The 25,516-nt window shown below is 62.5% G+C and carries 21 protein-coding genes and 1 tRNA gene; 14 read left to right on the top strand and 8 right to left on the bottom strand.

All coding sequences use genetic code 11. The annotated features are described in order from the left end of the window. The first annotated feature begins 125 nt into the window (after positions 1-125). From VGM51_17165 to VGM51_17100, 14 genes are all read left to right on the top strand, one after another. Positions 126-443 carry a hypothetical protein gene (locus VGM51_17165; GenBank protein HEY3414771.1) on the top strand — a complete coding sequence of 106 codons (318 nt, stop codon included), beginning with the start codon at positions 126-128 and terminating at the stop codon, positions 441-443. Between the two features lie 58 nt (positions 444-501). Further along, the gene (locus VGM51_17160) at positions 502-1,185 is read left to right on the top strand and encodes a hypothetical protein (protein ID HEY3414770.1); all 684 of its coding nucleotides are present in this window, start codon (positions 502-504) and stop codon (positions 1,183-1,185) included. Positions 1,186-1,232: 47 nt separating this feature from the next. Further along, positions 1,233-1,309, top strand: a tRNA-Pro gene (locus tag VGM51_17155). A 167-nt stretch (positions 1,310-1,476) separates the two neighbouring features. After that, the gene (locus VGM51_17150) at positions 1,477-2,739 is read left to right on the top strand and encodes an aminotransferase class III-fold pyridoxal phosphate-dependent enzyme (protein ID HEY3414769.1); all 1,263 of its coding nucleotides are present in this window, start codon (positions 1,477-1,479) and stop codon (positions 2,737-2,739) included. A gap of 67 nt (positions 2,740-2,806) precedes the next feature. Then, complete coding sequence (locus tag VGM51_17145) at positions 2,807-4,210, top strand: hypothetical protein (protein HEY3414768.1); 1,404 nt, start codon at positions 2,807-2,809, stop codon at positions 4,208-4,210. Positions 4,211-4,256: 46 nt separating this feature from the next. After that, positions 4,257-4,709, top strand: a complete 453-nt coding sequence (locus tag VGM51_17140) for an SRPBCC family protein (GenBank protein HEY3414767.1) — start codon at positions 4,257-4,259, stop codon at positions 4,707-4,709. A gap of 23 nt (positions 4,710-4,732) precedes the next feature. Next, positions 4,733-5,623: a DUF4190 domain-containing protein gene (locus VGM51_17135; protein ID HEY3414766.1), complete on the top strand. Its 891-nt coding sequence runs from the start codon at positions 4,733-4,735 to the stop codon at positions 5,621-5,623. A 115-nt stretch (positions 5,624-5,738) separates the two neighbouring features. After that, the gene (locus tag VGM51_17130) at positions 5,739-6,641 is read left to right on the top strand and encodes a DUF4190 domain-containing protein (protein ID HEY3414765.1); all 903 of its coding nucleotides are present in this window, start codon (positions 5,739-5,741) and stop codon (positions 6,639-6,641) included. A 160-nt stretch (positions 6,642-6,801) separates the two neighbouring features. Beyond that, a complete protein-coding gene (locus VGM51_17125; protein ID HEY3414764.1) occupies positions 6,802-7,737 on the top strand; it encodes a UDP-glucuronic acid decarboxylase family protein in 936 nt (311 codons plus the stop codon). A gap of 296 nt (positions 7,738-8,033) precedes the next feature. Then, a complete protein-coding gene (locus VGM51_17120; protein HEY3414763.1) occupies positions 8,034-9,212 on the top strand; it encodes a glycerate kinase in 1,179 nt (392 codons plus the stop codon). A gap of 30 nt (positions 9,213-9,242) precedes the next feature. After that, positions 9,243-9,476 carry a hypothetical protein gene (locus tag VGM51_17115; protein ID HEY3414762.1) on the top strand — a complete coding sequence of 78 codons (234 nt, stop codon included), beginning with the start codon at positions 9,243-9,245 and terminating at the stop codon, positions 9,474-9,476. After that, a complete protein-coding gene (locus VGM51_17110; protein HEY3414761.1) occupies positions 9,466-9,855 on the top strand; it encodes a type II toxin-antitoxin system VapC family toxin in 390 nt (129 codons plus the stop codon). Before VGM51_17115 ends, VGM51_17110 begins: the two co-directional genes overlap by 11 nt. Positions 9,856-9,881: 26 nt before the next feature. After that, a complete protein-coding gene (radA, locus tag VGM51_17105) occupies positions 9,882-11,303 on the top strand; it encodes a DNA repair protein RadA (protein ID HEY3414760.1) in 1,422 nt (473 codons plus the stop codon). A gap of 25 nt (positions 11,304-11,328) precedes the next feature. Next, entirely contained in the window at positions 11,329-12,540 is a 1,212-nt protein-coding gene (locus tag VGM51_17100) for an aspartyl protease family protein (protein ID HEY3414759.1), read from the top strand. A gap of 41 nt (positions 12,541-12,581) precedes the next feature. Here VGM51_17100 and VGM51_17095 read toward each other — a convergent pair whose 3' ends face one another. From VGM51_17095 to VGM51_17060, 8 genes are all read right to left on the bottom strand, one after another. Beyond that, a complete protein-coding gene (locus tag VGM51_17095; protein ID HEY3414758.1) occupies positions 12,582-15,905 on the bottom strand; it encodes a DUF5696 domain-containing protein in 3,324 nt (1,107 codons plus the stop codon). Between the two features lie 20 nt (positions 15,906-15,925). Then, entirely contained in the window at positions 15,926-16,915 is a 990-nt protein-coding gene (locus tag VGM51_17090; protein ID HEY3414757.1) for a magnesium transporter CorA family protein, read from the bottom strand. Between the two features lie 24 nt (positions 16,916-16,939). Next, the gene (locus VGM51_17085) at positions 16,940-18,151 is read right to left on the bottom strand and encodes a TIGR00300 family protein (GenBank protein HEY3414756.1); all 1,212 of its coding nucleotides are present in this window, start codon (positions 18,149-18,151) and stop codon (positions 16,940-16,942) included. Positions 18,152-18,259: 108 nt separating this feature from the next. Then, entirely contained in the window at positions 18,260-18,877 is a 618-nt protein-coding gene (gene lexA / locus VGM51_17080; GenBank protein ID HEY3414755.1) for a transcriptional repressor LexA, read from the bottom strand. A gap of 153 nt (positions 18,878-19,030) precedes the next feature. Next, positions 19,031-19,900: a sugar phosphate isomerase/epimerase gene (locus tag VGM51_17075; GenBank protein HEY3414754.1), complete on the bottom strand. Its 870-nt coding sequence runs from the start codon at positions 19,898-19,900 to the stop codon at positions 19,031-19,033. Between the two features lie 87 nt (positions 19,901-19,987). After that, the gene (locus tag VGM51_17070; protein ID HEY3414753.1) at positions 19,988-20,758 is read right to left on the bottom strand and encodes a sugar phosphate isomerase/epimerase family protein; all 771 of its coding nucleotides are present in this window, start codon (positions 20,756-20,758) and stop codon (positions 19,988-19,990) included. 14 nt (positions 20,759-20,772) lie between these two features. Beyond that, positions 20,773-23,052 (bottom strand): glycoside hydrolase family 31 protein, encoded by a 2,280-nt coding sequence (locus VGM51_17065; GenBank protein ID HEY3414752.1) that lies wholly within the window; start codon positions 23,050-23,052, stop codon positions 20,773-20,775. After that, positions 23,052-25,328 carry a glycoside hydrolase family 31 protein gene (locus tag VGM51_17060; protein HEY3414751.1) on the bottom strand — a complete coding sequence of 759 codons (2,277 nt, stop codon included), beginning with the start codon at positions 25,326-25,328 and terminating at the stop codon, positions 23,052-23,054. Before VGM51_17060 ends, VGM51_17065 begins: the two co-directional genes overlap by 1 nt. Positions 25,329-25,516: the final 188 nt, after the last annotated feature.

Here is a 25,516-nt window from a genome sequence, read left to right as displayed (position 1 = left end):
GTCGAGCGGCTTTTTGCCTGGCTCGGCAACTACCGACGGCTTCTTGTGCGTCACGAATACCACTGGGATAACTTTCTCGGCTTCCTGCATCTTGGCTGTATGCTTATCCTGCTACGGCAGGGTTTTTGAGATGGCTTCTAGCGCTGGTTGAGGTCGGTGCCGCCATTGTGCACCCGACGGGGGATGTCGCTTTAGCACGGTTCGGGGTCTCGGAACTGCGGAGCGTCCCGGTCATCGTCTTTGCGCCTCTGAACGCCGGCCGTGCCCACCGGGCCGCAGAACTGGCAATTTCCCTTCGGCTTCGCGGAGCCGACGCCGTCTACGCGCAGGTGGCGGAGGAATTCGACGGCGTCCTCATCACATGGGACACGGAGATGCTCCAGCGGACGGCCTCCACGGTCCCCGCGATGACGCCCTCGGAGTGGATGGCTTCCCAGACGTAGCCACACAATGCCGGCGGACTGATGACGCTCATTCCACGAATGGACAAGGATTCCACCGATGAACGCTCACGATGTGCATAAGCGGGTCCGGGATTTGGAGCAAGCGCTGAAACGAAATGCTTCGGAACTGGCGACAGCGGCTCCAGGCGGCATGCCGGAGATCTCGGTCGAGGCTTATCGCATCGTGGGTGAGGCTTGCCAACTCTGGTTCGAACATCATCGTGGCACAACAGGTCCCCATCTCCGGGATATTTGGGATCGGGCATTGGGGCAATGGCGTGCCGCTCTCAGCGAATGCTACCCGGACGGCTTTGACGAGGGGCTGAAGGCGCTGCGCAACGGCGATACGGACGGTGCAGAGCCAGTCATTGCACTTCTTGAAGCCGATCCGTGGTTCGCTGGGAGCGGGTACGCCAAGGAGGACGCGATCCGCTGTCTCAAACGCGTCAAACTGAGTCACGAGCAGGCCGAACGACTGAGAAGCGTTGTTCTTCGTGTCGTTCACGATCCCGGTTTCCGCCAGGAATTTGCGAAGTATGGGGTGCTAGCGAAATCGGTTGATACGCCGGACCTGCGGAAGAGCTTGAAAGCCATGACGGAAATGCCGGATGATGCCGTGCGGAGGCGCGCGCAATGGGTGCTCGACGCGCTCGACGGCATTGACCCGCGGCGGCGCCATCGGGCCTGGTACAAGAGCGAGACAGATAGAATGATGGAAGAATGGCGAACAAGGCATCCGTAGCGATTTGATTGCCTAATTCCGCGCCGTCTGCTATCATTGAGGCGTAGCGGGGTGTAGCGCAGTTTGGTAGCGCACTCGGATGGGGGCCGAGAGGCCGCTGGTTCAAATCCAGTCACCCCGACCAGTCAAACGAACCACAAAGGCACAAAGACACTAAGAACGGAGTGATGAGTTTCGATTGATGATTGATGAATGTCCGGAATCCGGCATCCATCACACATCATTCCGCATTCATCGCTCCCTTTGTGTCTTTGTGCCTTTGTGGTTTTTTTGTGCGATGGAGGACACGCCATGAAACCATTCCCAGCAAACCCTGAAGACTTCAACGACGAGATCGTTGAGAAGTATCGCAAATACGTAAATCCCGGCCTCGCCCAATTGATGAAATTCGGCGGGTACGGTTCCGTCGAGTGGACCGGCGACGGTGTCTACATCACGGACACGAAGGGCGAGAAATACCTCGATGCGCTCGCCGGTTACGGCGTGTTCAGCCTCGGCCACCGCCACCCGCGCATTCTGGAAGCCGTGAAGCGGCAGATGGACCAGATGCCGCTCTCCACGCGGCAGTTCTTTACGGCGCCAATGGCGGAACTGGCGGAGGAACTGGCCGCCATCGCTCCGGGCGATCTTCAGTATTCTTTCTTCTGCCATAGCGGGACGGAGGCCGTCGAAGGCGCCCTGAAGTGCGCGCGGATTTCCAGCGGCAAGTCAGACATCATCTTCACCACCAACGCGTTCCACGGCAAGACCATGGGCAGCCTCAGCGCCGGCGGCCGCGACGTGTATCGCACCAGGGTCGAGCCCCTCGTTCCCGGATTCCACAAAGTGCAGTGGGGGGATCTGGAACCGCTTGTCTCGACGATGAACGATCACACCGCCGCGGTCATCATTGAAGCCGTGCAGGGCGAAGGCGGGATCAACCCCGCGCCGGCGGGCTATATGGAGGGTGTGCGGAAGGCTTGCGACGAACACGGCGTTCTTATGATCGTCGATGAGGTCCAGACGGGCTTCGGCCGCACCGGGAAGATGTTCGCGATCGAGCACGCCGGCGTGGCGCCGGACATCATGTGCATGGCCAAAGCGCTGGGCGGTGGGATAACATCAACCGCGGCCTTCATGGGCACCCCAGCCGTGTGGGACGGTTTCTTCAAGGAGAATCCGACCATCCATACCACCAGCATCGTGAATCTCGCCGCCATGGCCGCCGGGTTAGAGACGCTGAAGGTCATCAAGGAAGACGGACTGGTCGCCAACGCGCAGGCGATGGGCAAGCGCTGCCTCGACGGAATGAAGGGCGTCATGGCGGAATTCCCGGACCTGGTGACCGAGGTCCGTGGATTGGGCCTGATGGTCGGCGTGCAGTTCGCGGAGAAGGACTTCGGATTGCTGACCATCGCGGGCCTGGCCAACCGCCACATCATCGCGGGGTACACCCTGGCGAACCCGAACGTGATCCGCGTGGAGCCGCCGCTCATCATCAATGCCGAGCAGATTGACCACCTTGTCGAGTCCTTCCGCGGCGCGCTGGTGGACTGCCGGCAGATGTTTGGCTGACCGGCCGGGCGCTACGTTTGCGAACTCCTGAGCGCGCAGGCGCGTCCCTAACGGTGGGAGGAAAACTATGCGCTTGAGATACACGCACGCCTTGTCGCTGTTCGCAGTGGTTCCGTTTGTGGGTGCCGTGTGGGGCCAGCAGCCTAGCACGGAAGCTCCTGCGCCGCCCGTGATCATCAAGGCTGCACCAAAGCCGGCGGCGGACGACTTCTACCTGCCCTTGCCGCCGCGCTTCGTGGCAGGCCCGATGGTGTCCGATGTGAGTTGGTCCCCCGATGGGCACTATGTGGCGGCCATAGCCGAGGACTTAGAGATATCCTCGCTGCCCATTGGCGGCGCAGAACCGGCACGCACGCTCAGCCTCACAATCTGGAACGCTTCCACGCACAGATCGGCTGTTGTCTGGTCCACCACCGACGTTCGCGCGGCGATACAGAAGGTATCTTGGTTTACGGGTTCACCGGTGGCTTTCGTCTCCGCGAGACTAGCCGCCGCGGTCGGGAGCGATGACGTGGGGCTCTGGCGCGTGGATGCCCGCCGTATGTCCGCGAGACGGATAGAGGGAGTCGGTGAAGGAGAGTTCGCATTCGTCTCGCCGAATCAGCCCTACGCATTTCTCGTCAGCGCCATCGGCAAGACGGCTGCCGTCAGACCCCTCGCCGCCAACGGGCTTATCGGCTCTCCGGTAGCCATGTCGCAGCCGGCCACGTACCCGACAGGCTGGACGCAGGATGGACGCGCGCTCGCCTTTCCTCCGCTCCTCCGCGCCGCGAAAGGAACCGCTACACCGACCTGGCAGGTTGTGGACGGACGCAGCGGCACAGTCTCGTTAACGGACAAGGCCCCGGCGCTGTATGCGGCCCCTGCGCGCGTGTATCCATACCGTGTGAACCTCGAGCCGGTGAAACTCACGGGCGCCTCGGCGATGAAGACACCGTGGGACGAATCCGAGGCCGCGCAGGCGTGGCTTGAGCAGGGGGTGAAACCGGCCGTTGAGCGCATGCTCATAGCCGCCGACGCCCGGCGACTCGAGATATCTCCGAGAGGCGACGCGATCGTCTACGTGAACGGTGAGGGCGCCTTCGTCGTTGGACTCCTGCGGATGCCGAAAGCGGTCATGGAAAACGCGCGAACGGCCGCCCAACGAACACAGATACTCAGTAACGGAAAGCAGATCGCGCTCGGGGTAATCATGTGGTCGCAGGACCACGGTGACAACCTGCCGGCCGCAGGCGGCAGCCTCAAGGAGACGCTAGGCCCGTACCTGAAGAACGACGCCGTGTTCGAACCGGTTGGCGGTGCAGGCAACACCTTCGTGTACACCCTCAACGGCGGCTCACTCAACGACATCAAGGACCCAGCCAACACCATGCTGGGTTACATCCCGGCTCCGGGCGGGTACGGTGTTGACTACGCCGACGGACACGTGCAGTGGCAGACAGAGCTGCCCAAACCTCCACCGCCGCAGTGAATCGTCTAGACTGAACGCAGCCAGAATACAAGGAGAATGCTCGATAATGCCAGTGGTTGAGAACAGCGTCTGGGTGAATGCCCCCGTGGACACGGTGATGACCGTCGCCAAGGACTATGAGAACTATCCCTCGTTCATGAAGGACGTCAAATCGGTCCAGGTCATCGAACGGGAAGGACCGCGCATTGTCTGCAAATGGACTGCACGCGTGGAAGAAGTGAAGATGGACATCAAGTGGGTCGAGGAAGACGTCTGGGATGACGTGGCCCGCACATCGCACTTTCACCAGGTGTCCGGCGACTACGAGAAAATGGTCGGCGACTGGAAGTTCACCGAAGAGAACGGCGGCACGCGGTTCGACAGCGTTGTGGAGATCGAGTTCACCATCCCACTCATCGGTGCCCTCCTGAAAAACCTCATCGCGAAAAAGGTGAAAGAGAACCTGGACAACATGCAGGGCGCCATCAAGGCCAGGGCCGAGGAGATCGCCGCGGGATAGCCACCCTCAAAGGGGTCGGAGCGATGCAGTTTCAATGTCCTCAGTGTAAGCGTGACCTGGAAGCCCCCGACGGTATATTCGCGAAAGAGGGGATTTGCCGGTTCTGCGGCGCGGAGATTGTGTCCCCCTCGGCGAAAGGTGTCAGGGCGGCGTTGAAGCAAAGCACTCCGCCGGACTCATTTGGAGCGCCGTCCTCCACCGGTCGCACCGGGGACACTATCGTTCCGGAGCCTGCCAACAGCCTCGCGAAAACCTCGCTCCTGCTGGGCATACTTGGCGTCCTGTCCTGTGGACTCACTGGCATCGCTGGGCTCGTGTGCGGCATCATCGCGATGCGCCAGACGCGCGGTAGGAAGGACCACAGCACCGCAATCGCGGGCACGGTCATTTCGGCCTTCACGGTGCTGGTTATTGGTCCGCCGCTTCTGGCCCCAGTCTTTCTAGCCGGTCCGAACAGGCCGACGACCCATACAACCGCGGAAGTATGCCTGAGCAACTGCAGCCAACTTGGGCGGGCGATGATCATGTACATGGATGACAACGACGGCCGCTACCCTCCCGCGGCCAAGTGGAATGCTCGCCTCAAACGCTACGCGGCCTCGCCGTTCATTTACTCGTGCCCCAGCATGCCGAGGGGAGCGTGGCCGTACAAGATGAACTCCGCGATGGGTTCGGCGGAATGGAGCCGAATGATGTACCCCATGAGCACCGTTATCCTTTTCGATGCCAGATCTGGAGGCAAGCCGTTCGGCGGTGCGAACGATGTGGTGGCCCGCCATGGCTCAACTGGACACGAGACCGCTACGTTCGCCTTCGCCGACGGGCACGCGAGCGTCCAGGAGCCGTCTCAACTGGCCGAATCCGCCTGGAAGCCGCGACTGCAAAGCCACAGACCGTTGAAGACTCCGAAATAGGCGCTCGGCGTTTGTGTCTTTGCTCGTTTGTGTTGAATAATTGGGGATAGTGGTACTTGCGGTGCTTACTCGGCGGCGCCAGATGCCGGCGAGCGTCATTTTCAGGGAGGTCACGATGCAGTTCAGTTGTCCCCACTGTACGCAGGTCCTGGAGGCACCCGACGGGGTCTTCTCCATGGAAGGCAAATGCAGGTTCTGCGGCACGGAAATCGTGTCGCCCGCGGCCGCCGGCGCAAGCGCAACGTTAAAGCAAGCCGCGGCGTCCGATTCATTCGGGGCGGCAGCGCCGCCACAGCCTCCCTACCAGGGAAGCCGGACCTATGCGACCTATCAACCGGGCCCATCCCGAGGCAGCGGGGTAGCGCTAGCATCGGTAATCCTCGGCGTTCTGGGGATTATCACCTGCGGATTGACCACATTGCCCGGCCTTATCTGCGGAATCATCGCCTTGATGCAGACCGGCCCTAACTCCGATCGCCGGGGCGGTCGCACTATGGCGGTTATTGGCACGGTGATCTCCGCAATCCTCTTCCTGATCATCCCGATTCAGGCTGCCATCCTCTTTCCCGTGTTTGCCCGAGCGAGGGAGCGTGCTAAGGACACGTCCTGCTTTAGCAACGCCAAACAACTGGGTATGGCCCTGACGATGTACGAAAGCGATAACGGCGACCGGTTGCCTCCCGCCGCCACGTGGGACGCCGGACTCGGGAAGTACGTCAAATCGCCGACCGTTTTCGTGTGCCCGTCCGGACCGGACGGGTTGGCGCGCTACAAGATGAACGGCTTCCTGGGGTCCGCGAATGCCCGTTTGATCGCATCGCCCGGTGGGACGGTGGCGTTGTTCGACGCCGCACCAGGCGGCACTCCGTTCGGCGGTCCGGGCGACGTGGTAGCACGACATAACCGCTTCCGGAACAATTTGAGCGCTGCCTTTGCGTTCGCCGACGGCCATGCCAGTTTCGGATCTCCGTCACGGCTGCCCGCAACCGCGTGGAAGCCGGAACTGTCTCAGCGCTGACGCGCAACGGCACTCAGGCGCCAGGGCAAAATGGCGCCTGAGTTTCCGAAGGGGGCCCGCGAGTCAGAATTCGGCCTACCGAATTTTGACCGTTGTTTCGTGATTCCTCTGTGTTCTCTGTGTCTCTACGGTGAAATCTGCGGGTTAGGAGAGTGGTTCGATGCCAAAAGCGCTTGTTACGGGCGGAGCGGGATTCCTTGGGTCCCACCTGTGCGACAAACTGCTGGCGGAGGGGTACGACGTGATCGTGATGGACAACCTCATCACGGGCAACGTAGCCAACATCGCGCACAACCTGGGCAACCCCCATTTCCAGTTCGTGCAGTACGATGTGACGAACTACCTGTTCGTGGACGGGCCGCTGGATATCATCTTCCACGCCGCATCGCCGGCCAGCCCGGTGGACTACCTCGAGAAACCGATACAGACGCTGAAAGTCGGCAGCCTTGGCACGCACAAGGCATTGGGACTGGCGTTTGCCAAGAAATGCCGGTTTCTGATGTTTTCCACTTCCGAGATTTACGGTGACCCCAATATCAGCCCTCAGCCCGAGGAATACTGGGGCAACGTGAACACCATCGGCGCGCGCGGGGTCTATGACGAAGCAAAGCGATTCAGCGAGGCGATGACGTTCGCGTACCGCCGCTACCACCACGTGGACGCGAAAATCGTCCGTATCTTCAACACCTACGGGCCGCGCATGCGCCTCGCAGACGGCCGTGTGGTTCCCAACTTCATCGCCCAGGCGCTGCGCGGCGAACCGCTGACAATCTATGGCTCGGGTGAACAAACACGTTCGTTCTGCTACGTGAGCGACCTCATCGATGGGATCTTCCGCCTGGCGACCAGCGAGGAGTCTGGCCCGATCAACATCGGGAACCCGTCGGAGATGACGATCTGGCAGTTCGCCGAACGCATCAAGGCCATCACCGGATCCCGGAGCGAGATCGTGTATGTTCCGCTGCCTACCGAAGATGATCCCAAGCAACGGTGCCCGGATATTACAAAGGCCCGCGCGCGGCTTGGGTACGAACCGAAGGTTGGTCTGGATGAGGGCCTGAGGCTGACGATTGAGTATTTCAGGGACAAAGTGTAGGTGAGGAGGCAGGAGGCAGGAGACAGTAGGCAGCAGACACTCGTCAGTAGACAGTAGACAGTAGACAGTAGGCAGTAGACAGTGGGCGGTAGACAGTAGTCAGTAGACGGTAGACAATAGACAGTAGACGGTAGACAGTGGGCGGTAGGCGGTCGGCTGTAGGCAGCAGACAGTCGTCAGTAGGCGGTAGGCGGTAGGCAGTAGGTGGTAGGCAGGAGTAGACGGTGGACAGTAGGCGGGCAGGGGCCGGTTCGCTTCGTATAATGCTCACTCAGCCGGACGATACGATGTTTCCAGTGCCGCCCACTGAATTCGATGAGCGGCGCGAGGTTGTTCGCCATCAGCCGGACACGGGCGTAGGCACCGGGCGCCGGACGGTGCTGGTGTGCCCGGATTCGTTCAAGGGCACGCTTACAGCTGTTGAGGCGACCGAGGCTATCGCGCGCGGCGTTCTGGCCGCGTGGCCCGAAGCGGAAGTGCTGAAATGCCCGCTCGCCGACGGTGGCGAAGGCACCCTGGACGCGATGCTCTCGCACGGCGGAGAACGCCGGTCACTGCTGGTTGAGGGACCCGACGGCAGCCGTGTCATGGCGTCATGGGGCGTCCTCCCCGGGAACATCGCTGTGATCGAGTCGGCGCAGGCGTCCGGGCTGACATTGGTGCCTCCGGATAAACGCGATCCCCGGACGGCAACGTCGCACGGGACCGGGCGGTTAATCCGGGAAGCCATCAAGTCCGGTTGCGATCCGATCTTTGTCGGTATCGGCGGCACCGCGACCAATGACGGCGGGATGGGCGCAATGCGGGCGCTGGGAGCGCGGTTTCTCGATGGGGAAGGAAACGAGCTTGAGCGAGGCGGCGCGGCCCTTATCCGTCTGGACCGGATTGACCTGTCGGATTTTGCCGTACCCGACATCGGGATCATCGTCGCTAGTGATGTCACCAACAAGTTGTGTGGTGAGGAGGGCGCCACGCGCGTTTTCGCGCCTCAGAAAGGCGCCACTCCAGAGATGGTGGAGGAGCTTGAGGCGGCAATGCAGAACTATGCCCAAGTCCTGCAGGAGACGTTCGGCGAGGACGTCGCCTCACGGCCCGGGGCCGGCGCGGCGGGCGGCCTCGGGGCTGCCCTTCTCTCGTTCCTGCACGGGACATTTCTGCCGGGTGCGGACGTTGTGATGATGCACGTTCGCTTTCTGGAGCTTGTGGAACGTGCCGACCTGATCATTACCGGCGAGGGCAAACTGGACTCGCAGTCGTTGGGTGGGAAGCTCATCAGCAGGGTGATTTCTCACGCGCAAGGAAAGCCGATCATTTTGCTCTGCGGCGCCCTCGATCTTGGCGACGCCGATTGCCTGCGCCTCGTCGCATCCAATGTGATCGGGATGCACTATGGAAACGAGTCGGGTCTGGACTCCCTGAAGCAACCGGCCGAGGCGCTGGAACGTTTGGCCGTCCTGGCGCTACAAAGGATGTAGAGGCCGCCCAACGTCCGAAGGGGTGACGATATGGTTGAGACAGAAAAGAGTGTCAAGGCCGCGATCACCGAGCGGTTGAACAATATGAACGTCGACGAGCTCAGCCGGGCACAGAAGTTCGTCGAGTCGGACAGCGATTTGCCGCGAGGCATGACCGGCGCCGAGATGATGCAACTCGCGGGTACATTATCGCACGAAGAGGCCGACGAAATGATGCGAATCATCGACGAGGAGTTCGAAACGGTGGACCTGAGTGCCTGGTAGGTTCCTCCTTGATACCAACGCTGTCATCGCCCTTCGCGATAGCGCACCCGGAGTCGTCTCCCTGGTCGCGAGCGCCGATTCCGTGTGGGATTCCGTTGTGAGCATCGGCGAAATGTTCTATGGGACTTGGAAATCTGCCCAACCGGAAAGGAATCGGCAACGCTTCGAGTCCGCGATTGCCGGGTGTGCCATCGCTCACTGCAGCGTTCTGACAGCCACGTCATGCGCCAGCGTCCGGGATGGTATCCGGCGCAAGGGACGCCCCATTCCGGACAACGATATCCGGATCGCGGCAACGGCAATTCAGCACGACCTTGTACTTGTTACCCGAGACGCTCATTTCGACCATATCGATGGTTTGTCCGTGCAAACCTGGTAGACAGCATCCGATTGGACTGACTTCTTTTGGCCAAAACACAGACCCGTTACATCTGCCAATCGTGTGGACACGTGGAACTCCAGTGGAAAGGGCAGTGCCCGGACTGCGGGGAGTGGGGGACCCTTCAGGAGGAGGTTTCCGTTAAGCCGTCGGCCGCCAAGGCCGCCGCGCGCGCCCGTTCGCCACTCGAATCCGCGGAACCGAGACGTATGTCCGAGATCGGCCTCGAGGATTTCGGCCGGTGGTCCACCGGAATCAACGAACTGGACCGCGTTCTGGGCGAAACGGCGTACGAAGGGAAGCGCCAGTCCGGCGTGGTGCCCGGCTCTGTGATCCTGCTGGGCGGCGACCCCGGCATCGGGAAGTCCACGCTGCTCACTCAGGTCGCGCATATCGTGAGCGGCTCCGTGGGACCGGTATTATACGCCAGCGGGGAAGAAAGCGCGCAACAGATCAAGATGCGTTCGCGGCGCCTGGGGCCGGCCGGAGCGGACCTCTTCCTCCTCGCGGAGACCGATCTGGATTCAATCGAGCGCGCGGTCACCCAAACACAGCCCGCGTGTGTTGTGGTAGACTCGATCCAAACGATGCGCCACCCGGAAGTGGAATCGGCGCCCGGCACTGTCTCTCAGGTGCGCGCTTGCACGGAAACACTGATGCGCCTCGCAAAGACGAGGGGCTGCGCGGTCTTTCTGGTGGGACACGTTACCAAGGAAGGCGCCATCGCCGGACCGCGAGTGCTGGAGCACATGGTCGATACGGTGCTATATTTCGAAGGCGAGCGGACGCAGACGTATCGAATATTGCGCGCAGTGAAGAACCGTTTCGGGTCAACGAACGAGATCGGCGTATTCGAGATGGGCGGGGAGGGGCTCCTCCAGGTGGAAAACCCATCCGAAATGCTGCTGAGCGAGCGCGACGCCAACGGTCCCGGCAGCGTGGTCACCGCCGCGATGGAAGGCACGCGCCCGCTGCTGGTGGAGGTCCAGGCTCTCTGCGCACCGAGCCACCTCGCGCAGCCGCGCCGCAGCGCCACGGGCCTCGACTACAACCGCACGACGATGGTTCTGGCCGTGCTGGAGAAGCGCGTCGGGATCCGTTTGGGCAATCAGGACGTCTTTACTAATGTGGCCGGCGGCGTGCGGCTTCTGGAACCGGGGGCGGACCTGGCGCTCGCAATCGCGGTGGCGAGCAGCCTTTCGGACCTTCCCGTGGATGCCGAAACTATCGCCGTGGGCGAAATCGGGTTGGCCGGGGAAGTGCGCGCTGTGCAAAACTTGGAGAAGCGGCTTCAGGAAGCGGCTCGCCTCGGTTTCCGTCGCGCCATTGTGCCGGCGCGTAACGCCCGCAAGTTTTCGGGGAAGATAGGGATAGAACTCGTGCCGGCCCACAACGTTCGACAGGCGGTGGACGCGGCTTTTGGCGGACGCACAGCTTCCGCCGGTTAGGTGATTTTGACGAGTGCGATCGATCGTGCGATATTTGACAGCAGTGTACCTTGCCTCCTCCGTCGCCGCCGCGCTGGCGGTGGAGCCGATCGCGGACGTTCCGTTCCGCTATGAGAAGAACACGGTGCTTGTGGAGCACGTCCGCATCAACGGCAAAGGCGATTATACCTTCCTCGTCGACACCGGTTCTACGGCGTGCACGGTGACGACCGAGGTTGCCGACGAACTGGGCCTTCCACGCGACGGCTGGTCCGATGTTTCCGCGATCGGAGCGACCCGCAAACTGCGTGTTGCGAAAGTGCAGAGCATCGCCATCGGCAACGCCCGCGTCAGCATGCCGCTTACGCTGATTGCCGATGACAACGGCCTCAGCAAGCACGTCGGGACGCCGGTTCACGGTGTCCTCGGCACGCCGTTCTTGTGGCGCTGGCCGGTACAAGTGGACTACCCGGCGAGGCGGCTACGTATCCTTCCGCGGGAATATGATCTGAGGACCGAGCCGATCGAATCCCCCTGGAGCAGCGTGGGCCCGCTTGCGATGAAGAAACGCGCCGCCTACGTGAAGGTCGCCATGAACGGGGCGCTGCCGCACGACATGATGCTGGATACCGGGGCCACGGGAATCGTGTTGAGCGAAGACCACGCCCGGGAAGCCAAAGCCAAGACGGCGCATTTCCAGAGTTCATCGATCGGCGCGTTCGGTCCCCGGCGCGAGAGCCAGTACTGGCGCCTCGATACCGTGCGCGTGGCCGGCCTCACCATCGAGAACGCTCAGGCTTTCACTCCGCAGCAACTCGGCGACTGGCAGAGCGATCAACTCGGCAACGATGCGCTGGACCAATTCCGCCTGACGGTTGATGCTTCACGCCGAATCTTCCGCCTGGAACGGGATCAGATGGCGGAGTATTTCGAGAATTCTCCATGGGGCGCGGGCGTGTCCGTCCGCCGAGATGTCGATGGGATCCGCATCGTCGCCACATGGCCCGGAGGAGAAGCCGCCGCAAAGGGAATCGCCAGCGGGGATGCGGTGGTGATGGTCAACGATCAGGATGCCGGCCACACTGAGATCGAGAGCCTGAAAGACCTGCTCAACCAGCCTCCGGGGTATACGGTATCGCTTTCGGTGAGGACCGGGGACGGCTCGCCGCGCACCGTTCTGCTAAGATCACAGCGCTACACCCGCAAACGGCCCACCGATTCCATCGCCACTTCGGTCAGCGTCGTGCAGCCAAAGTGAGCCGGCCGGAACGGACCCGGGACGCAGGGTTCAGGGGCCGGTTACGTCCCGGCCGCCTGAGCGCTCCAACGATACTCGGACGATCCGTCCAGGGGCAGCGACCAGCGCGCGCCGTGTTTGCTCACCCGGATGACGCCGTGAGAGGACCGGACCGAGGCGGGCGATCCAAACCTCCGACTATCCAGGCTAACCTGGAATTTCCGGTCCCGCGGCCACGTTCGTAGGACCCATTCCGCCCCCTCGCGCCGCAGAAGCACGCTGCCATCCGTGGCCACCGTGCCGAAATTCACCACCTTGCCCCGTGTGTTCACGTGCTTCAGGTAGACTGCGCCACTGCCCGCTTCACCGCGACTTTGCGGCGAAAGCGATATGGCCGATCCATTGTCGCGAACGTGGATCTGCCCCAGAATGATTCGCCCGCGCCCATCGTCCACACCGTCCAGGCTTACCCTGCCGCCCTGGGGTTCGTAAAGACCGATGGACCAGACATAGTCGCCATCCTTTACACCATCGGGGATTCTGACCGTGTACGGTCCGTCCAGGACGTCGGCGCCCGTGAGCCAGGTCGAGGTAGGCCGTTCCAGCGGATGGTCGCCCTGAAATGCTACGGATTCCCGGCTATCTTGGCCGGCATCCATCGCGCTGAAATGGACAAAGCACATAGAGTCCTGTTGGAGACGTTCCCCAACGCGCCAGCGGTACGTTGCGGCGAAAGTCCGCGGCCCGGTCTGCCGGAACGAGCCGACCGTGGGCTGAATACGCTTCACACCGGAGAGCGACCAGTCCTGCGCGTTGCGTGCGTTGGCGAAAACTGACGTTGCCGTTTCGCAGTAATCCACGACGGCGCCGCCACGCTCGGCCGTGTAAGCCTTAACGCCGGCGCCAGACGCGACCCAGCCGTACTGAGGCAGAACGACCCCGTCCACCATAAGCGGCCGCGCAGCGTTGTTCGCGGTGATGGTCAGGCCATTGGCGTATCGCACACGGACGCGGTCCCACACCCCGGCCCTGGCCGCTCCGCTGGAATCGAGCCACTTTCCGCCGATGAGGTAGCGAATATCCACAACCGTCGCCTCCGCATAGCGGCTCGCCACCGGAACGACCAGATTGCTTTCGAGCCAGGCGACAGGGACGTTATTCCACGTCGCGCCGCCCAGGAAGGCGGAGTGCCCGTACGCGAGTTCCTGCATTCGGTACTGGTCCAGGGCCACCATCGGCGGACTTCCGGCCCACGCAGGCTTCGTCCACCAACGTTCGTAATATCCCATTCCGTGGTTCATCTGGAGGGGATGGATGCGGAGGAGATCGAAATCCACGGCCAAAGGGGCCGTCATGCCCTGGCCGCCGTCCCAGCCGGCCCCGAACTGCGCCTCGACGCCGTCGAGGAGGCCGCTCCAGAACCAGTGGTTTGCGCCTTCGCCTGTCACCGGCCCGCCGTAGTTCTTCCGTTCCCAATCCCAGAGGCCGGCGTGAACCTTCCAGACGGAATCGAACTCTCCCGCGCCAGGCTCCCCGGCGCGGTCGTCCACGTGGAACCAGGGCGGCACCGCGGAGTGCACGTCGAGGTAGCAGGCATTGGAGCCGTAGCGTCGGCGGATCTCGGGAGACTGCGTTGCGGCCAGACGCAGGATAGCCGCCGGCTTGACCGCCAGCGACTGGATGCCGGTTCCCTCGTTGAACCAGGCCTTCTGCTTAGCTCCGCCGGAATCCAAGGCGATGTCGTCCACGTTGTACGAATCGTAGTTCGGGTAGTAGTCGACGTAGTTCTCGTGGAGCGCGACGCGATAGCCGAGCCGCTTCCCGGTTTCGACCAGCGTTTTCATATCGGCGTCGCCACCTTTGTCCACGGCGGCCGGCACGTGATTGGGCAGCGCGTTGTCGTATCCGCTGCGCTGCCAGTTGTGGATGATGGCGTAGCAGCTTCGAATGCCGCAGTCGGCCAGGCTCTGGAAACTCCGGGCGATATCGAGGTAACGGCCTCCCCAGATATCGAGCACCATTCTCTCTCCCATTTCCGCACGATAGGGAGACGGGGGATTGGGCACGTTCGGGAACGCCTCCGGGAGGTTCCACGCCGCCGTGTAAACGGCGCGCTCCCGGAGCGGCGCGCGCGTGCCGTCGGTGAGGGAATCATATCTCGCGCGGTTTCCGTCGTGAGCGGACGCGTTGGAATCCGTCCAATCGAGGAACGCGTTCACGAACAGGTCTTCGCGGGGAAGATAGTAGACTCTGCCGGAATAATACGGTGTGGTGACCGAGCGCCGCAACGCAACCGGCCCCCACGCACCGCTATCCATCGCCGCAACACCCGGCTTGTCCGTTGACACCTCCAGCACAAGGCTCTTGCGCACAAGGCGTCCGACAACGGTCAGCGTCACTGTGTACGAGCCCACACCGTATGGCCGCGTCATGACGGCCCTATCCCCGGACACGCGCAGATGCGTCGGCCCCATGGGCTTGGCGTCTCCAGCCCAGACCAACGAGGCCCCTCGCGCGAGGGGTATTGACGACTCAGAGCGGCCTGCCAATCGTGCACGCAGCGAGATGTCGCCAAACGGCGGGGCATCCGCCGTCGCCGGGGGGCGCCACACGTATATGAGGCGTTCCCGACCGGCGACGTATTGCAGCGTGACCGCATCGCCGCTCTTTGCCACGCTGTGGGTTCCCGCGGCACCTGCCAGGGGCGCAACTCCGGCCGAGGGGCGCGCCGACATCGATCGCAGGTTCAACGCCACGGGCGCGGCGCGCGGGGCGGGATGGTTCCGCATGCCGTCGATCTTCAACGTTCGGTCCGCCCACAGAGAGAAGTCAAAACTCGCGTCGTCCCGCGGCCCGGGATCGGTTTCAAAACGCACGTTGACCGTTCGTCCGGCGAAGGCCGTGAGTTCGATTGAGAACGGCTTCCAGACGCTCTCGGTCCGGGGCTCGTCCAGTACTTTGCGGCCATTCAGGTAGATACGGAACACCACTCCATCGGATTTTCCAATGGCGTCGGCCCGCAAAGCCGTCGCTCCCGTCAGACGGATGCGCCGCGCGGCGGGCAGCTTCAACGTGAAATCCTGGAACGCGCATCCCGTGCCGCCGCGCCATGGGCAATGGAGGAGCCACGCGGCACGGCCGTTCTGAATGCCCGCCGGCATGCATGCGACACCCGTCCGCTCTTCAAATGGGCCGGACCAGCCCTCAGGCATGAATTTGTCCCGCTGCCCGCGGTACCTGTATCCTACGTCGTAGTAACCCACTTCGTCGAGGTTCAGGGACGCGGCGTCCGGTACGACCGGATGAGGCGACGACCAACAGGGTACCGGGGGCAAAGCCGCAACACAACAGAGCAGGAGCCACGTGGCAGGCGTCAATCGCATCATTTACCCCCTCGTCACCGCATCTATATCCAGCCCTTGCGGCGGAACAACCCGGCCAGGGCTATGGCCACCCCGAACATCACCAGCATCACACTGACAAAGCCGTGCTGGCCGTGCCGAAACGGGATTCCCTCCACGTTCATGCCGTAAACGCCCGTAATCACGGCGCCGGATCCGATGATGATGCTCCAGGAGGTGAGCGTCTGCATCGTAACGTTCAATTTGTTGGAGTTTTCGGCTAGGAGGTTGCTTGTCACCGAGAGATAGGTCTCCATCGCGTTGCTCAGCAGGTCGCGATACGTGTCCACGCTGTCCGTGATGCGGACGATGTGATCATAAACGTCCTGCAGGAATATGAGATTGTCGCGGCCGAACACCTCGTCGCGGACGACCAGGCTGTTCACCGCGTCGCGGCCCGCGGAAGCAACCCTCCGGAATCGAAGCATGCTCTTCTTGAGCGCAAAGATGGCGGGAAGCGCGGTTGCGGAGTGAGAGGCGATGACCTGATCCTCGACGTCATCCACCTGATCCGCGAGGCGATCGATCACCGGGAAATACCCATCCACCAGTGTATCGAGAACGCAGTACATGGGGGCGCCGGCGTCCGATGGGAGGCGCTCGGCATTGTTCTTCCAGCGACCGTATGCCTCGTCGAGTTCCGGCATCTCCCCTGTAACGAGGCTCACGATGAACCGCCGGCCGGCAAACACGTTCACCGGCTGAAAATCGACATCGGCGTCGGCGCCATCGAGGCCGCGCACCGCGAAAAAGACCAGCGAGAGGATGTTGTCGTACTGGCGCAGCCGGGGCCTGTCTTCGTTGTGGTCCAGATCCTCCATCGTCATCGGATGAAGGTGCAGGACCGTTTCCAGTGCGGTCAGTTCCTCCGGGGTTGCGTCCTGGAGGGCGACCCAGACGACAGAACCCTCCCCCTCGGCATACTCAGCGAGTTTCCCGATGCCGGTTTCCTCGTGGAAACCTTCGCCGGTCTTGTAGATGCGCAGTTGCGTCATAGATGTGATTCCCCTGAACGGCGGCTATTTGCGGGCGAGAGCTTCACCAAGCCCGCGAAGGAACGCATCCGAATCGGTGACCAGGCCAACGGTCTGAAAACTGCCGCGATCGAGCAATTTGGTGACCACTGAGGGGTTGATATCCACGCAGACGGTACGGACCTCGGCGGGAAGCAGATTGCCCACGGCAATGCCGTGCAACATGGTGGCGACGATCAGGCAGACCTCCACTCCGTCAAGGAGGTTGCGCATGGCTTTCTGCGCTTCGACGACGTCCGAGATGACCTCGGGAAGGGGGCCGTCGTCGCGGATCGAGCCGGCCAGGACGTAATCGATCCCTTTCGACACGACGGCATGCATGATGCCGTGTGTGATGATCCCCTGTTCGACCGCCGCTTTGATTCCGCCCGCGAGGCGAATCCGGTTGATCGTGCGAAGGTGATGCTCGTGCCCGCGTTCGGCCGGCAGGCCCTGTTCCAGGTAGATGCCGAGGGAAGTCTTGTAAAGGGCGAATTCCAGGTCGTGAACGGCGAGGGCATTGCCGGCGAAGAGCACATCCACCCAGCCACCGGTTATCAGCCGGGCCAGGGCCGGCGCGCCGCCGGTGTGCACTATGGCCGGACCGCCGACGCAGAGAACCTTGCCTCCACGGGCTTTCACCTCACGGATGTACGCGGCGATTTCCTCAACCGCGAGAGTCTTGGGCTTTTCGGCCGAGACGGAACTCCCCATGAACTCGAAGGCCTGGCGGCGGCGCTCACGCTCCACGGGCTGCACTCTGACGCCGTCCCGGCCGACAACGATCACATCGCCTTTTCGCACCTCGTTCATGGGAATGGTTCGGGCCGCTCCGGCGCTCACCAGTATCCCGCAGTCCATTTCCGGCCCCGCAACGTCCAGCCAGGCGCCACCCAGGCGAATCTGGGTGCGCATGTTCGTGGTGCTGTAAAACCGTTCCGGAAACGCCCCGTCCACGCCTGCCGTCTCGGTGCGCGCATCGACCTCTTCCGGAATCTGCGCGCCAATCTGCTGCAGGGAGTCCAGGAGGTCTTCGAGTGCGGTGACATCGTCGCTGGACAGAAGGATGCGGACGTGGCTTGGCTCGTCGTTGCGCTTTCCAACGTCAAACTGCTCGAACTCGTATTCAACGCCGCGGTCGACGATTTCGTCGAGCACGCGCGGCAGAATCAGGGAGTCGATGACGTGACCGTGCAGTTCAATTCGGCGTTCCGGCATGAGAACCTCCAGGAAATCAGGAGACAGAATACAGGCGGCAGGAGTGTAGAAGCCGGGTGGGCATCTTTCCTCCTGCCTCCTTCATTCTGTTGCCTGCTCCCGGTATTCTCAATGCATCCGGCGAAGCAAGCCGACAACCTTGCCGACAATCTGGCAGTCCTTGACGATGATCGGCTCCATCGTTGAGTTGGCGGGCTGAAGGCGGAAGAAACCGTTTTCCCGATAGAACCGCTTGACCGTCGCCTCGTCCTCAACCATCACGACGACCGTCTCGCCGTTATTCGCGTTCTGTTGAGGGCGAACGACGACGATATCGCCGTCCAGAATGCCGTCGTCGATCATGGACGACCCGCGGACGGTTAGGGCGAAGGACCCTTCGCCGGCCGTGATGTCGCTGGGCAGCGGGAGCACTTCTTCCACGTTCTGCTGCGCGAGGATGGGCGTGCCCGCGGCGACATGACCGACAAGCGGGGTGTTCACCGCCCGGTGGGTGCTCTGATATATCGGCCCCTTGGGGACCATCCGGATCGCGCGGGTGAGCGACCCGTCGCGGCAGATTGCGCCGGCGGCCTCCAGTGCGCGCAGGTGGGCGTGAACGGTGCTGCTGCTGCTGAGGTTCACGGCCTCGCCGATTTCGCGGACGGTTGGGGGATATCCCTTATCTTCCGAATGCTGCAGGATGAAGTCGAGGATGCGGCGCTGTCGCGGACTTAATTCTCTGGGCATGGTGGCTCTCCTGTTGGCGCGAACATACTTTCGCGCTATTGGAGTAATGTTATCACATATTGCCACGCGTGTCAAACACTTGTTTGGTGAGATTGCATCGGGTTGCGGTCCGTCGGGGCTACGACTCAGTGCCTGCCGCGATTGCCTCTCCCGCTAGACCGTCCGGGCGATTTCGAACCACCTGTCCAGGCACTCCCGACTGGCCACCCAGCCGCCGGCGGAAAAGTCATCGCCTGAAGGAAGGCGAGTGAGTTCATGGCTCAGGGGCTCACGCCGGTAATGCGTCTCCAGTGAGACGTAGCCGGTGTACCCGCTCCCCGCAAGCGCCGCGAGCATCTCCCTTGCGTGAATATCGCCGTCGCCGATGGCGAGCGTGGTCACCGTGCCGTCCGCGTTCCGTTTGGGGTCCTTGAGGTGCATGTGGACCATCTTGCCGATCGCCAGGTTGTAGGAATCGGGCCAGGCGACCTCACCCTCTTCGTCGTGTACGTCGTTTCCCGGATCATAGAGGAGTTGGACGCTGTCGCTGCCTACGGCCTCGATGAGCTCCAGCGTCCGGGCGACGTTGCAGTTGTAAGTACTGTACTCGTTCTCCAAAGCCAGGATGGCGCCTTCGCCTTCTACGATTTCGGCGGCCGCCCTCAAGCAGGCGACGATGCGGTCCTTCACCGGGTCCATCGGCCCGCGGCGGAAGAACGCGAAACCGCGTACCAGGTTCGTATCCAACGCGTGCGCCGTCGCACAGGAACGGCGCAGGATTTCCAGGTGATCCGTCGCGGCCTGGGCATCGTCGAGGTCACATTTGAAGAATGGGGGGGCAACGCTGCAGACCGCCAGGCCTCGTGAGCCGGTGATATCCCTGATCTTCGAGATGTCGCCGGCGTCCAACTGGTGCGGGCCTTTGCCCCATGCGCCGCGGATCTCCAGGGCGTCGAGGTCGTATTCGCGCGCGGTATCCGCCGCGATGGTCACATCCTGCGCGATTTCGTCCGAGATGACCGCGGTCTTGTACGGGAGTTTCATATCCTGGTTCCTGTGTTTCGGGTTCTTACGGATGCTGTCGAAGGAGGTTCGACGTTGAGCGGGAGGCCGAACGCCGCGCCGTCACATTCACTGTACAGGGATGCAAGCATCGCGGACAAAGCGAAGTGCGCCGGCAACCTCGGCATCAAAATCGGCCCAGTCGGCTTCGATGGAAACCCTTGCATCGTAGCCGGAGCGGCGCAGTTCCGAAAGGAATTGAACAATGCCGCCCGTACCCGTGCCGGGCGCTCCACGCCCGGAATCAGCCAGATGCGCGTGCCCAAGGTACCTGCCGACATCAGACAGCACGGAAGCCGGTTCCGAAACCTCGTTCATGTGGTAGAGATCGGCGGTGCACTTCACGTACGGCAGGTTCAGGGTCCGAACGAACGCCGCAGCCTCCGCGACCGAATTGATCAAATTGGTCTCCCTGGTCCCGAGCGCTTCCACGGCAAAAACGATGCCGGCGTTCCCGGCGCAGGCCATGCTCAGGGCGCGCGCAAGGTCATCGAGGGCTCTGGAGTGCTCGTAGCCGGCGGGAACTGTCCGCGCGCCGCCGGATCCGAAGACAATGACCTCTGCGCCGGCCTCCCGCACACGGGGGATGGCAATATCGACATAGCGGCGGTAGCGGTCCCAGTCGGCGGCGGGGCCAACGATCTTGAGGTCGCCCGGAAGCCAGCAATTCCACGCTTCGGCCCGAAGGCCTGTATCGCGGATGCGGGCGAGGCACTCGGCCCATACTTTCTCACCGCCTTCCGGCCGGGCATCGCCGGCGACGGACGGTTCCAGATAGTCTGCGCCGGCCGCTCTGATCGCGTCGAACCGGCTGATCCCACCGCAGACTCCAAATCGCATTCCAGATCGCTCCTCTACGCAGATGGGCGCCGGACAAGCGCGCCGTTGATGATCCGCACCCGCGGCGCGGGGCGAGGGCTGATGAACGTTCCTGAGCAAACGGTCTTGACGATTGCCTGGCCGTCTTTTATTTCCACGTTCAGTTGACACCGTGAGAAGTCACCATCAAGATAGCGCCTGGAATGCCCGTCGTCTTCGTAAAGCGTTCCCTCGGCGCCATCACCCAGGTAAACCCGCCACTCGATCGGCACACCGGTACACTCGCCAGTGTGCTGGACGAATGGCTGTGTGGGGATGGCTGCGCCGGCCCGGACGAAAAGGGGGAGGCGATCAAGGGGAGCGCCCACGGTGATCTCCCGCCCGCCGTCAAGGGCCTCCTCCGTCCAGAAGTCGTACCAGAGGCCGGCGGGAAGATAGAGCGTCCGCGTGGTGTCACCTTCCGTCAGGACCGGCGCCACGAGGAGATCACGCCCGACCAGGTACTGGGTGTCACGGTTCCGACAATCCGGATCGTCCGGGTATTCCAGGAGCAGCGGCCGGATTACAGGGAAACCGGTGCGTGTCATTTCCTCGACAAGCGTGTACAAATAGGGGAGCAGGCGGTAGCGCAATCCGATGGATTCCCGGTTGATGTGCTCCCAATCCTCACCGAACGCCCAGGGTTCCTGGGGCGCTCCGCCCGGCGCATCCGGGTCCTCCCAGTTTGGTTTGGCGCTGTGCACCCGACAGAACGGGAAGAGGGCATTGGCCTGAAGCCAGCGGCCGAACAGCTCCGGCGTCGGCTCGCCGACGAAACCGCCGATATCCGGCCCGCTGATCCCGTGACCGCTGATCCCGAGATTCATGATCATCGGGAGGCTGATCGCCAGGCTCGGCCAATCGGACCGATTGTCGCCCGTCCAGGTGGCGGCGAAGCGATGGGCGCCGGCATAGCCGGCCCGTGTGAGCACAAACGATCGCTCCTCGGAACGGTATTTCGCGAGCGCCTCGCTCGTGGCGCGCACCATATCCATCGCGTAAACGTTGTGGTACCGAAGGTGCGTGTCCGGGAACCCGTCGCCATCGAAAACGACATCGTCCGGCATCGTATGGGTGTCCGAATCGAACACCGCCGGTTCATTCATATCGTTCCAGAAGCCGTCTATGCCATACGCAAGCAGGGAGGGAAACTGTTCGCCCCACCACGCGCGGGTCGCGGGATTCGTGAAATCCGGGAACAGGCACGGCCCGGGCCAGACAGAGCCGACGAACGGTGTGCCATCGGCGTTGCGCACGAAGAGCCCGGTTGCGAGGAGTGAATCGTAAACCGCGTACCCCCTCTGAACCTTGACGCCCGGATCGAGCATGACGACCGAACGGAATCCGTCCGCCTTCAGATCGGATAGAAGTTTCGCCGGGTCGGGGAATCGGGTCGGATGCCACGTGAAGTCCTTGTAGTCCTCCATGTAGTCGATATCGAACCAGATGACGTCACAGGGAATGTTGCGGGAGCGGAAATTCGCGGCCAATTCGCGGACGGCGCTCTCCGGGTAGTAACTCCATCGGGACTGGTGGTACCCGAGCGCCCAGAGCGGGGGCAGGGGACAGCGCCCCACCAGGTCGGTCCAGCGTGTGAGAACCGACTTCGGTTCGCCAGTGGCGATCAGATAGAGATCGAGCGCCCCACCTTCAACCTGAATGCTCGCCTGTGTGTCCCCCAGTTCGCCCAGACGCCAATCCTGCCGAAAGGTATTGTCCACGAATAAGCCATGGGCGAGGGGACCATCCATCGCCAGCGTGAACGGGATGCTGTGGTACATCGGGTCGAAGCCCGGCGCGTAGCCACATTCCTCGGCGTTCCAGAAGGCCATCGGCGCACCGCGTCGCTCCAACGGCCCGGACTTCTCGCCGCATCCGTAGTAATTGCGTTCGGCCGGCTGGGTCCAGCGAAGGACAGGCTTTCCAGACTCCCATGAAAATGCGGCCGCCTCGAGTAGAATGTGGACGCCGGAGGCCACGGTGACCGAGCCGCCGGAGCGCGCGATCCGAACCGACAGGAAGGAGGAGCGGACAGTCAGGGAGTCCGCGTCGTCCTCAACAAGCACTTTCGTCCCGGCCCCCTCGCGCGGGAGAATCGCCCAGGATGCGTCCGGCTCAGACTGCCCCTCACGGAGAACACGGATGCGCACGACATCATCCGATATGAATGTGACCGCGACCGTACCGTTCTTCGTGAAGACCGTCAGGCCGTCGGCGCCGGGCTCCGCCCGTATCGCCGCGCCAATCGGGAGACTATCCCCGTGCGTGCCCGGCATTACCCGTTCAACCCCGGCTGGACCGTCCGCACGACAAACGACGGGCGCGGGCTCACATAGTCTCCGATAGAGTGCGCCTCGATGACCTCACCGTCTTCGCCCTGGCGTATCTTCACAGAGGTCCGTCGAAAAGCGCCGTGAGCGTATTCCATCGATCTTCCATCGTCCTCATAGACCACGCCGTCCGCACAGCCATCGGCATCGGGCCAGGCAACCCACTCAATCGGGACGGAATCGCACTGGCCGGTATGCTGAACAATCGCCTGCATCGGAAGGGCCGCACCCGCCCGAATGTACATTGGCAGGTGTTCGACCGGCGCCTCGACCGTGATTTCGCGCCCGCCTTTCAAGCGTTCGTTGGTCCGGAAGTCATACCAGTCGCCTTCGGGCAGATACAGCGTCTTCGTGCGGGCGCCGTCCTCAACAACGGGGGCGCACATGATATCGCGGCCGACGAGGTACTGGTAGTCACGATTGCGGCACTGAGGATCGTCAGGATACTCGAAGAAGAGGGGCCGGACTATGGGCGCGCCGGTGCGGGTCATCTCCTCAAAGACCGTGTACAGGTATGGGAGCAGGCGATAGCGCAACTCGATATACCGCCGGTTGGTAGCCTCCCAGTCGCCGCCGAACGTCCACGGCTCCTGCGGATTCTTGCCTTCCGCCATCGGAGTGTCCGAGTCGGCCTTGGCGCTGTGGACGCGGCAGAAGGGGAAGAGGATATTCGCCTGGAGCCAGCGGCCGAACATCTCCGCGGACGCCTCGCTGGAAAACCCGCCGACGTCCGGGCCGCTGATCGCCTGGCCGCTCAATCCGAGGTTCAAGGTCATCGGGATTCCCAGCCGGAGGTGCTCCCAACTGGAGACGTTATCGCCCGTCCATGTGGCCGCATATCGCTGGCCGCCGGCGAATCCAGCGCGCGCGAGCACGAAGGCGCGTTCCTCGGGGCGAAGGGTTCGGAGGCCGTCGTACGTTGCGCGGCCCATCTGCATGCCATACACGTTGTGGTGACGCTTGTGCTCTCCCGGCACGATGCCATCTCCGGCCTGCCGAACGTCGAGGGGCATCGTATGCGAATCGGTATCCATAACCTCCGGTTCGTTCATGTCGTTCCACAAACCGGCGACGCCGTCGTCCGTGAGGCCCTTACACATGGTTCCCCACCACGCGCGGCATTGGGCATCGGTGAAATCGGGGAAAATGCACTCTCCCGGCCACTCCTTGCCCACAAATGGCGAGCCGTCCGGGTTCCTGGCGTAGAATCCGGCAGCGCGCAATTGCTCGAATGGTTCGTAACCCTCTTCCACCTTGACGCCGGGGTCCAGGATCACCACCGTCTGGAAACCATCCGCCTTGAGATCCGAGATCATCCTGCGAGGGTCCGGAAAGCGCGTCGCATCCCAGGTGAAGTTCTTGTAGCGATCCATATACAGCACATCGAGATACAGAACGTCGCAAGGGATGTTCCGACGCCTGAACTCCGCGGCCACCCCGAGCAGTTGTGATTCGGGGTAATAGGCGTAACGCGACTGTTGATACCCGACAACCCACAATGGGGGCAGCGGTACCCGTCCGGTGAGCTCCGTGTACCGCGAGAGCACTTCTGCCGGCGTGGGTCCCGCGAACACGTAGAAATCCGCCGCGCCGCCGTCACATTCGACGGACGCCTCCGTTTCGCCGGGGCACCCGAGATCCCATCTCTGCTCAAACGTGTTGTCAACAAAGAGGCCGTGCGCTTCGCCCCCATCGAGGGCGAGGCAGAAGGGGATGCAGTGGTAAAGAGGATCGGTGCCGGTTGAGAAGGCGTAACGGTCGGCGTTCCACATCCGCATTGGGGCGCCGCGGCGATCCAGCGGGCCGGCTTTCTCGCCACAGCCAAAGACCTCGCGATCTCCCGGTGTCCCCCACGCGAGGCGCACTACGTCGCCGTTCCAGGACACGTGCACTTCTTCGAGGAGGGCCATCCCGGAAGCCGAGCGCACGGTGATGGCGCCATCCGACTTGCGGATGCTGACAGAGAGAGCAGGGGACGAGATCCGGAGCACGGAATCTGAATCGCAGAACTCGAAGCCGGCCGGGGGCCAATCCGCTTTGACCACGGCGTACGAAAAGTCTGCTTCAGCCTGGCCGTTTCGCACGAATCGGACTCGGACGAGGCCGTCCGCTAAGACGAAGATGCGGCCGACGCCGTTCTCCACCTTGAGGGTGATGCCGAACGCGTCTCGCTGAAACTGCTCGACCGCTCCCAGAGCCAGCACTGCCGCGTGGGAATCCATACAGAGCGAACCTCCTCCAAACCAGGCGCCTCGATGCGCGCGAATACGTATTCAAGTCTATATAAGTTGAGTATCGGCAAACAAGGGAGGATTAATCGGGCAGAGTGTTGAGGGTTGAGGGATTAGGGCGGCATTTCAAGGATTTGGGGTGCGGATCACCACGAGGGCTGGTTAACGCCGCGCCCCGG

The sequence above is a fragment of the Armatimonadota bacterium genome, from assembly GCA_036504095.1.
In the GTDB taxonomy this organism is placed as follows: domain Bacteria; phylum Armatimonadota; class DTGP01; order JAKQQT01; family JAKQQT01; genus DASXUL01.
Note: the sequence above shows the minus strand (reverse complement) of the source record. Positions and strands in the feature narration are given on the sequence as shown.

What these genes read in the sequence shown, in the direction of transcription:
- VGM51_17160 (HEY3414770.1), top strand. Translation starts at nt 502, where the DNA reads ATGAACGCTCACGATGTGCATAAGCGGGTCCGGGATTTGGAGCAAGCG.
- VGM51_17150 (HEY3414769.1), top strand. Translation starts at nt 1,477, where the DNA reads ATGAAACCATTCCCAGCAAACCCTGAAGACTTCAACGACGAGATCGTT.
- VGM51_17145 (HEY3414768.1), top strand. Translation starts at nt 2,807, where the DNA reads ATGCGCTTGAGATACACGCACGCCTTGTCGCTGTTCGCAGTGGTTCCG.
- VGM51_17140 (HEY3414767.1), top strand. Translation starts at nt 4,257, where the DNA reads ATGCCAGTGGTTGAGAACAGCGTCTGGGTGAATGCCCCCGTGGACACG.
- VGM51_17135 (HEY3414766.1), top strand. Translation starts at nt 4,733, where the DNA reads ATGCAGTTTCAATGTCCTCAGTGTAAGCGTGACCTGGAAGCCCCCGAC.
- VGM51_17130 (HEY3414765.1), top strand. Translation starts at nt 5,739, where the DNA reads ATGCAGTTCAGTTGTCCCCACTGTACGCAGGTCCTGGAGGCACCCGAC.
- VGM51_17125 (HEY3414764.1), top strand. Translation starts at nt 6,802, where the DNA reads ATGCCAAAAGCGCTTGTTACGGGCGGAGCGGGATTCCTTGGGTCCCAC.
- VGM51_17115 (HEY3414762.1), top strand. Translation starts at nt 9,243, where the DNA reads ATGGTTGAGACAGAAAAGAGTGTCAAGGCCGCGATCACCGAGCGGTTG.
- VGM51_17095 (HEY3414758.1), bottom strand. Translation starts at nt 15,905, where the DNA reads ATGATGCGATTGACGCCTGCCACGTGGCTCCTGCTCTGTTGTGTTGCG.
- VGM51_17090 (HEY3414757.1), bottom strand. Translation starts at nt 16,915, where the DNA reads ATGACGCAACTGCGCATCTACAAGACCGGCGAAGGTTTCCACGAGGAA.
- VGM51_17085 (HEY3414756.1), bottom strand. Translation starts at nt 18,151, where the DNA reads ATGCCGGAACGCCGAATTGAACTGCACGGTCACGTCATCGACTCCCTG.
- lexA (HEY3414755.1), bottom strand. Translation starts at nt 18,877, where the DNA reads ATGCCCAGAGAATTAAGTCCGCGACAGCGCCGCATCCTCGACTTCATC.
- VGM51_17075 (HEY3414754.1), bottom strand. Translation starts at nt 19,900, where the DNA reads ATGAAACTCCCGTACAAGACCGCGGTCATCTCGGACGAAATCGCGCAG.
- VGM51_17070 (HEY3414753.1), bottom strand. Translation starts at nt 20,758, where the DNA reads ATGCGATTTGGAGTCTGCGGTGGGATCAGCCGGTTCGACGCGATCAGA.
- VGM51_17065 (HEY3414752.1), bottom strand. Translation starts at nt 23,052, where the DNA reads ATGCCGGGCACGCACGGGGATAGTCTCCCGATTGGCGCGGCGATACGG.
- VGM51_17060 (HEY3414751.1), bottom strand. Translation starts at nt 25,328, where the DNA reads ATGGATTCCCACGCGGCAGTGCTGGCTCTGGGAGCGGTCGAGCAGTTT.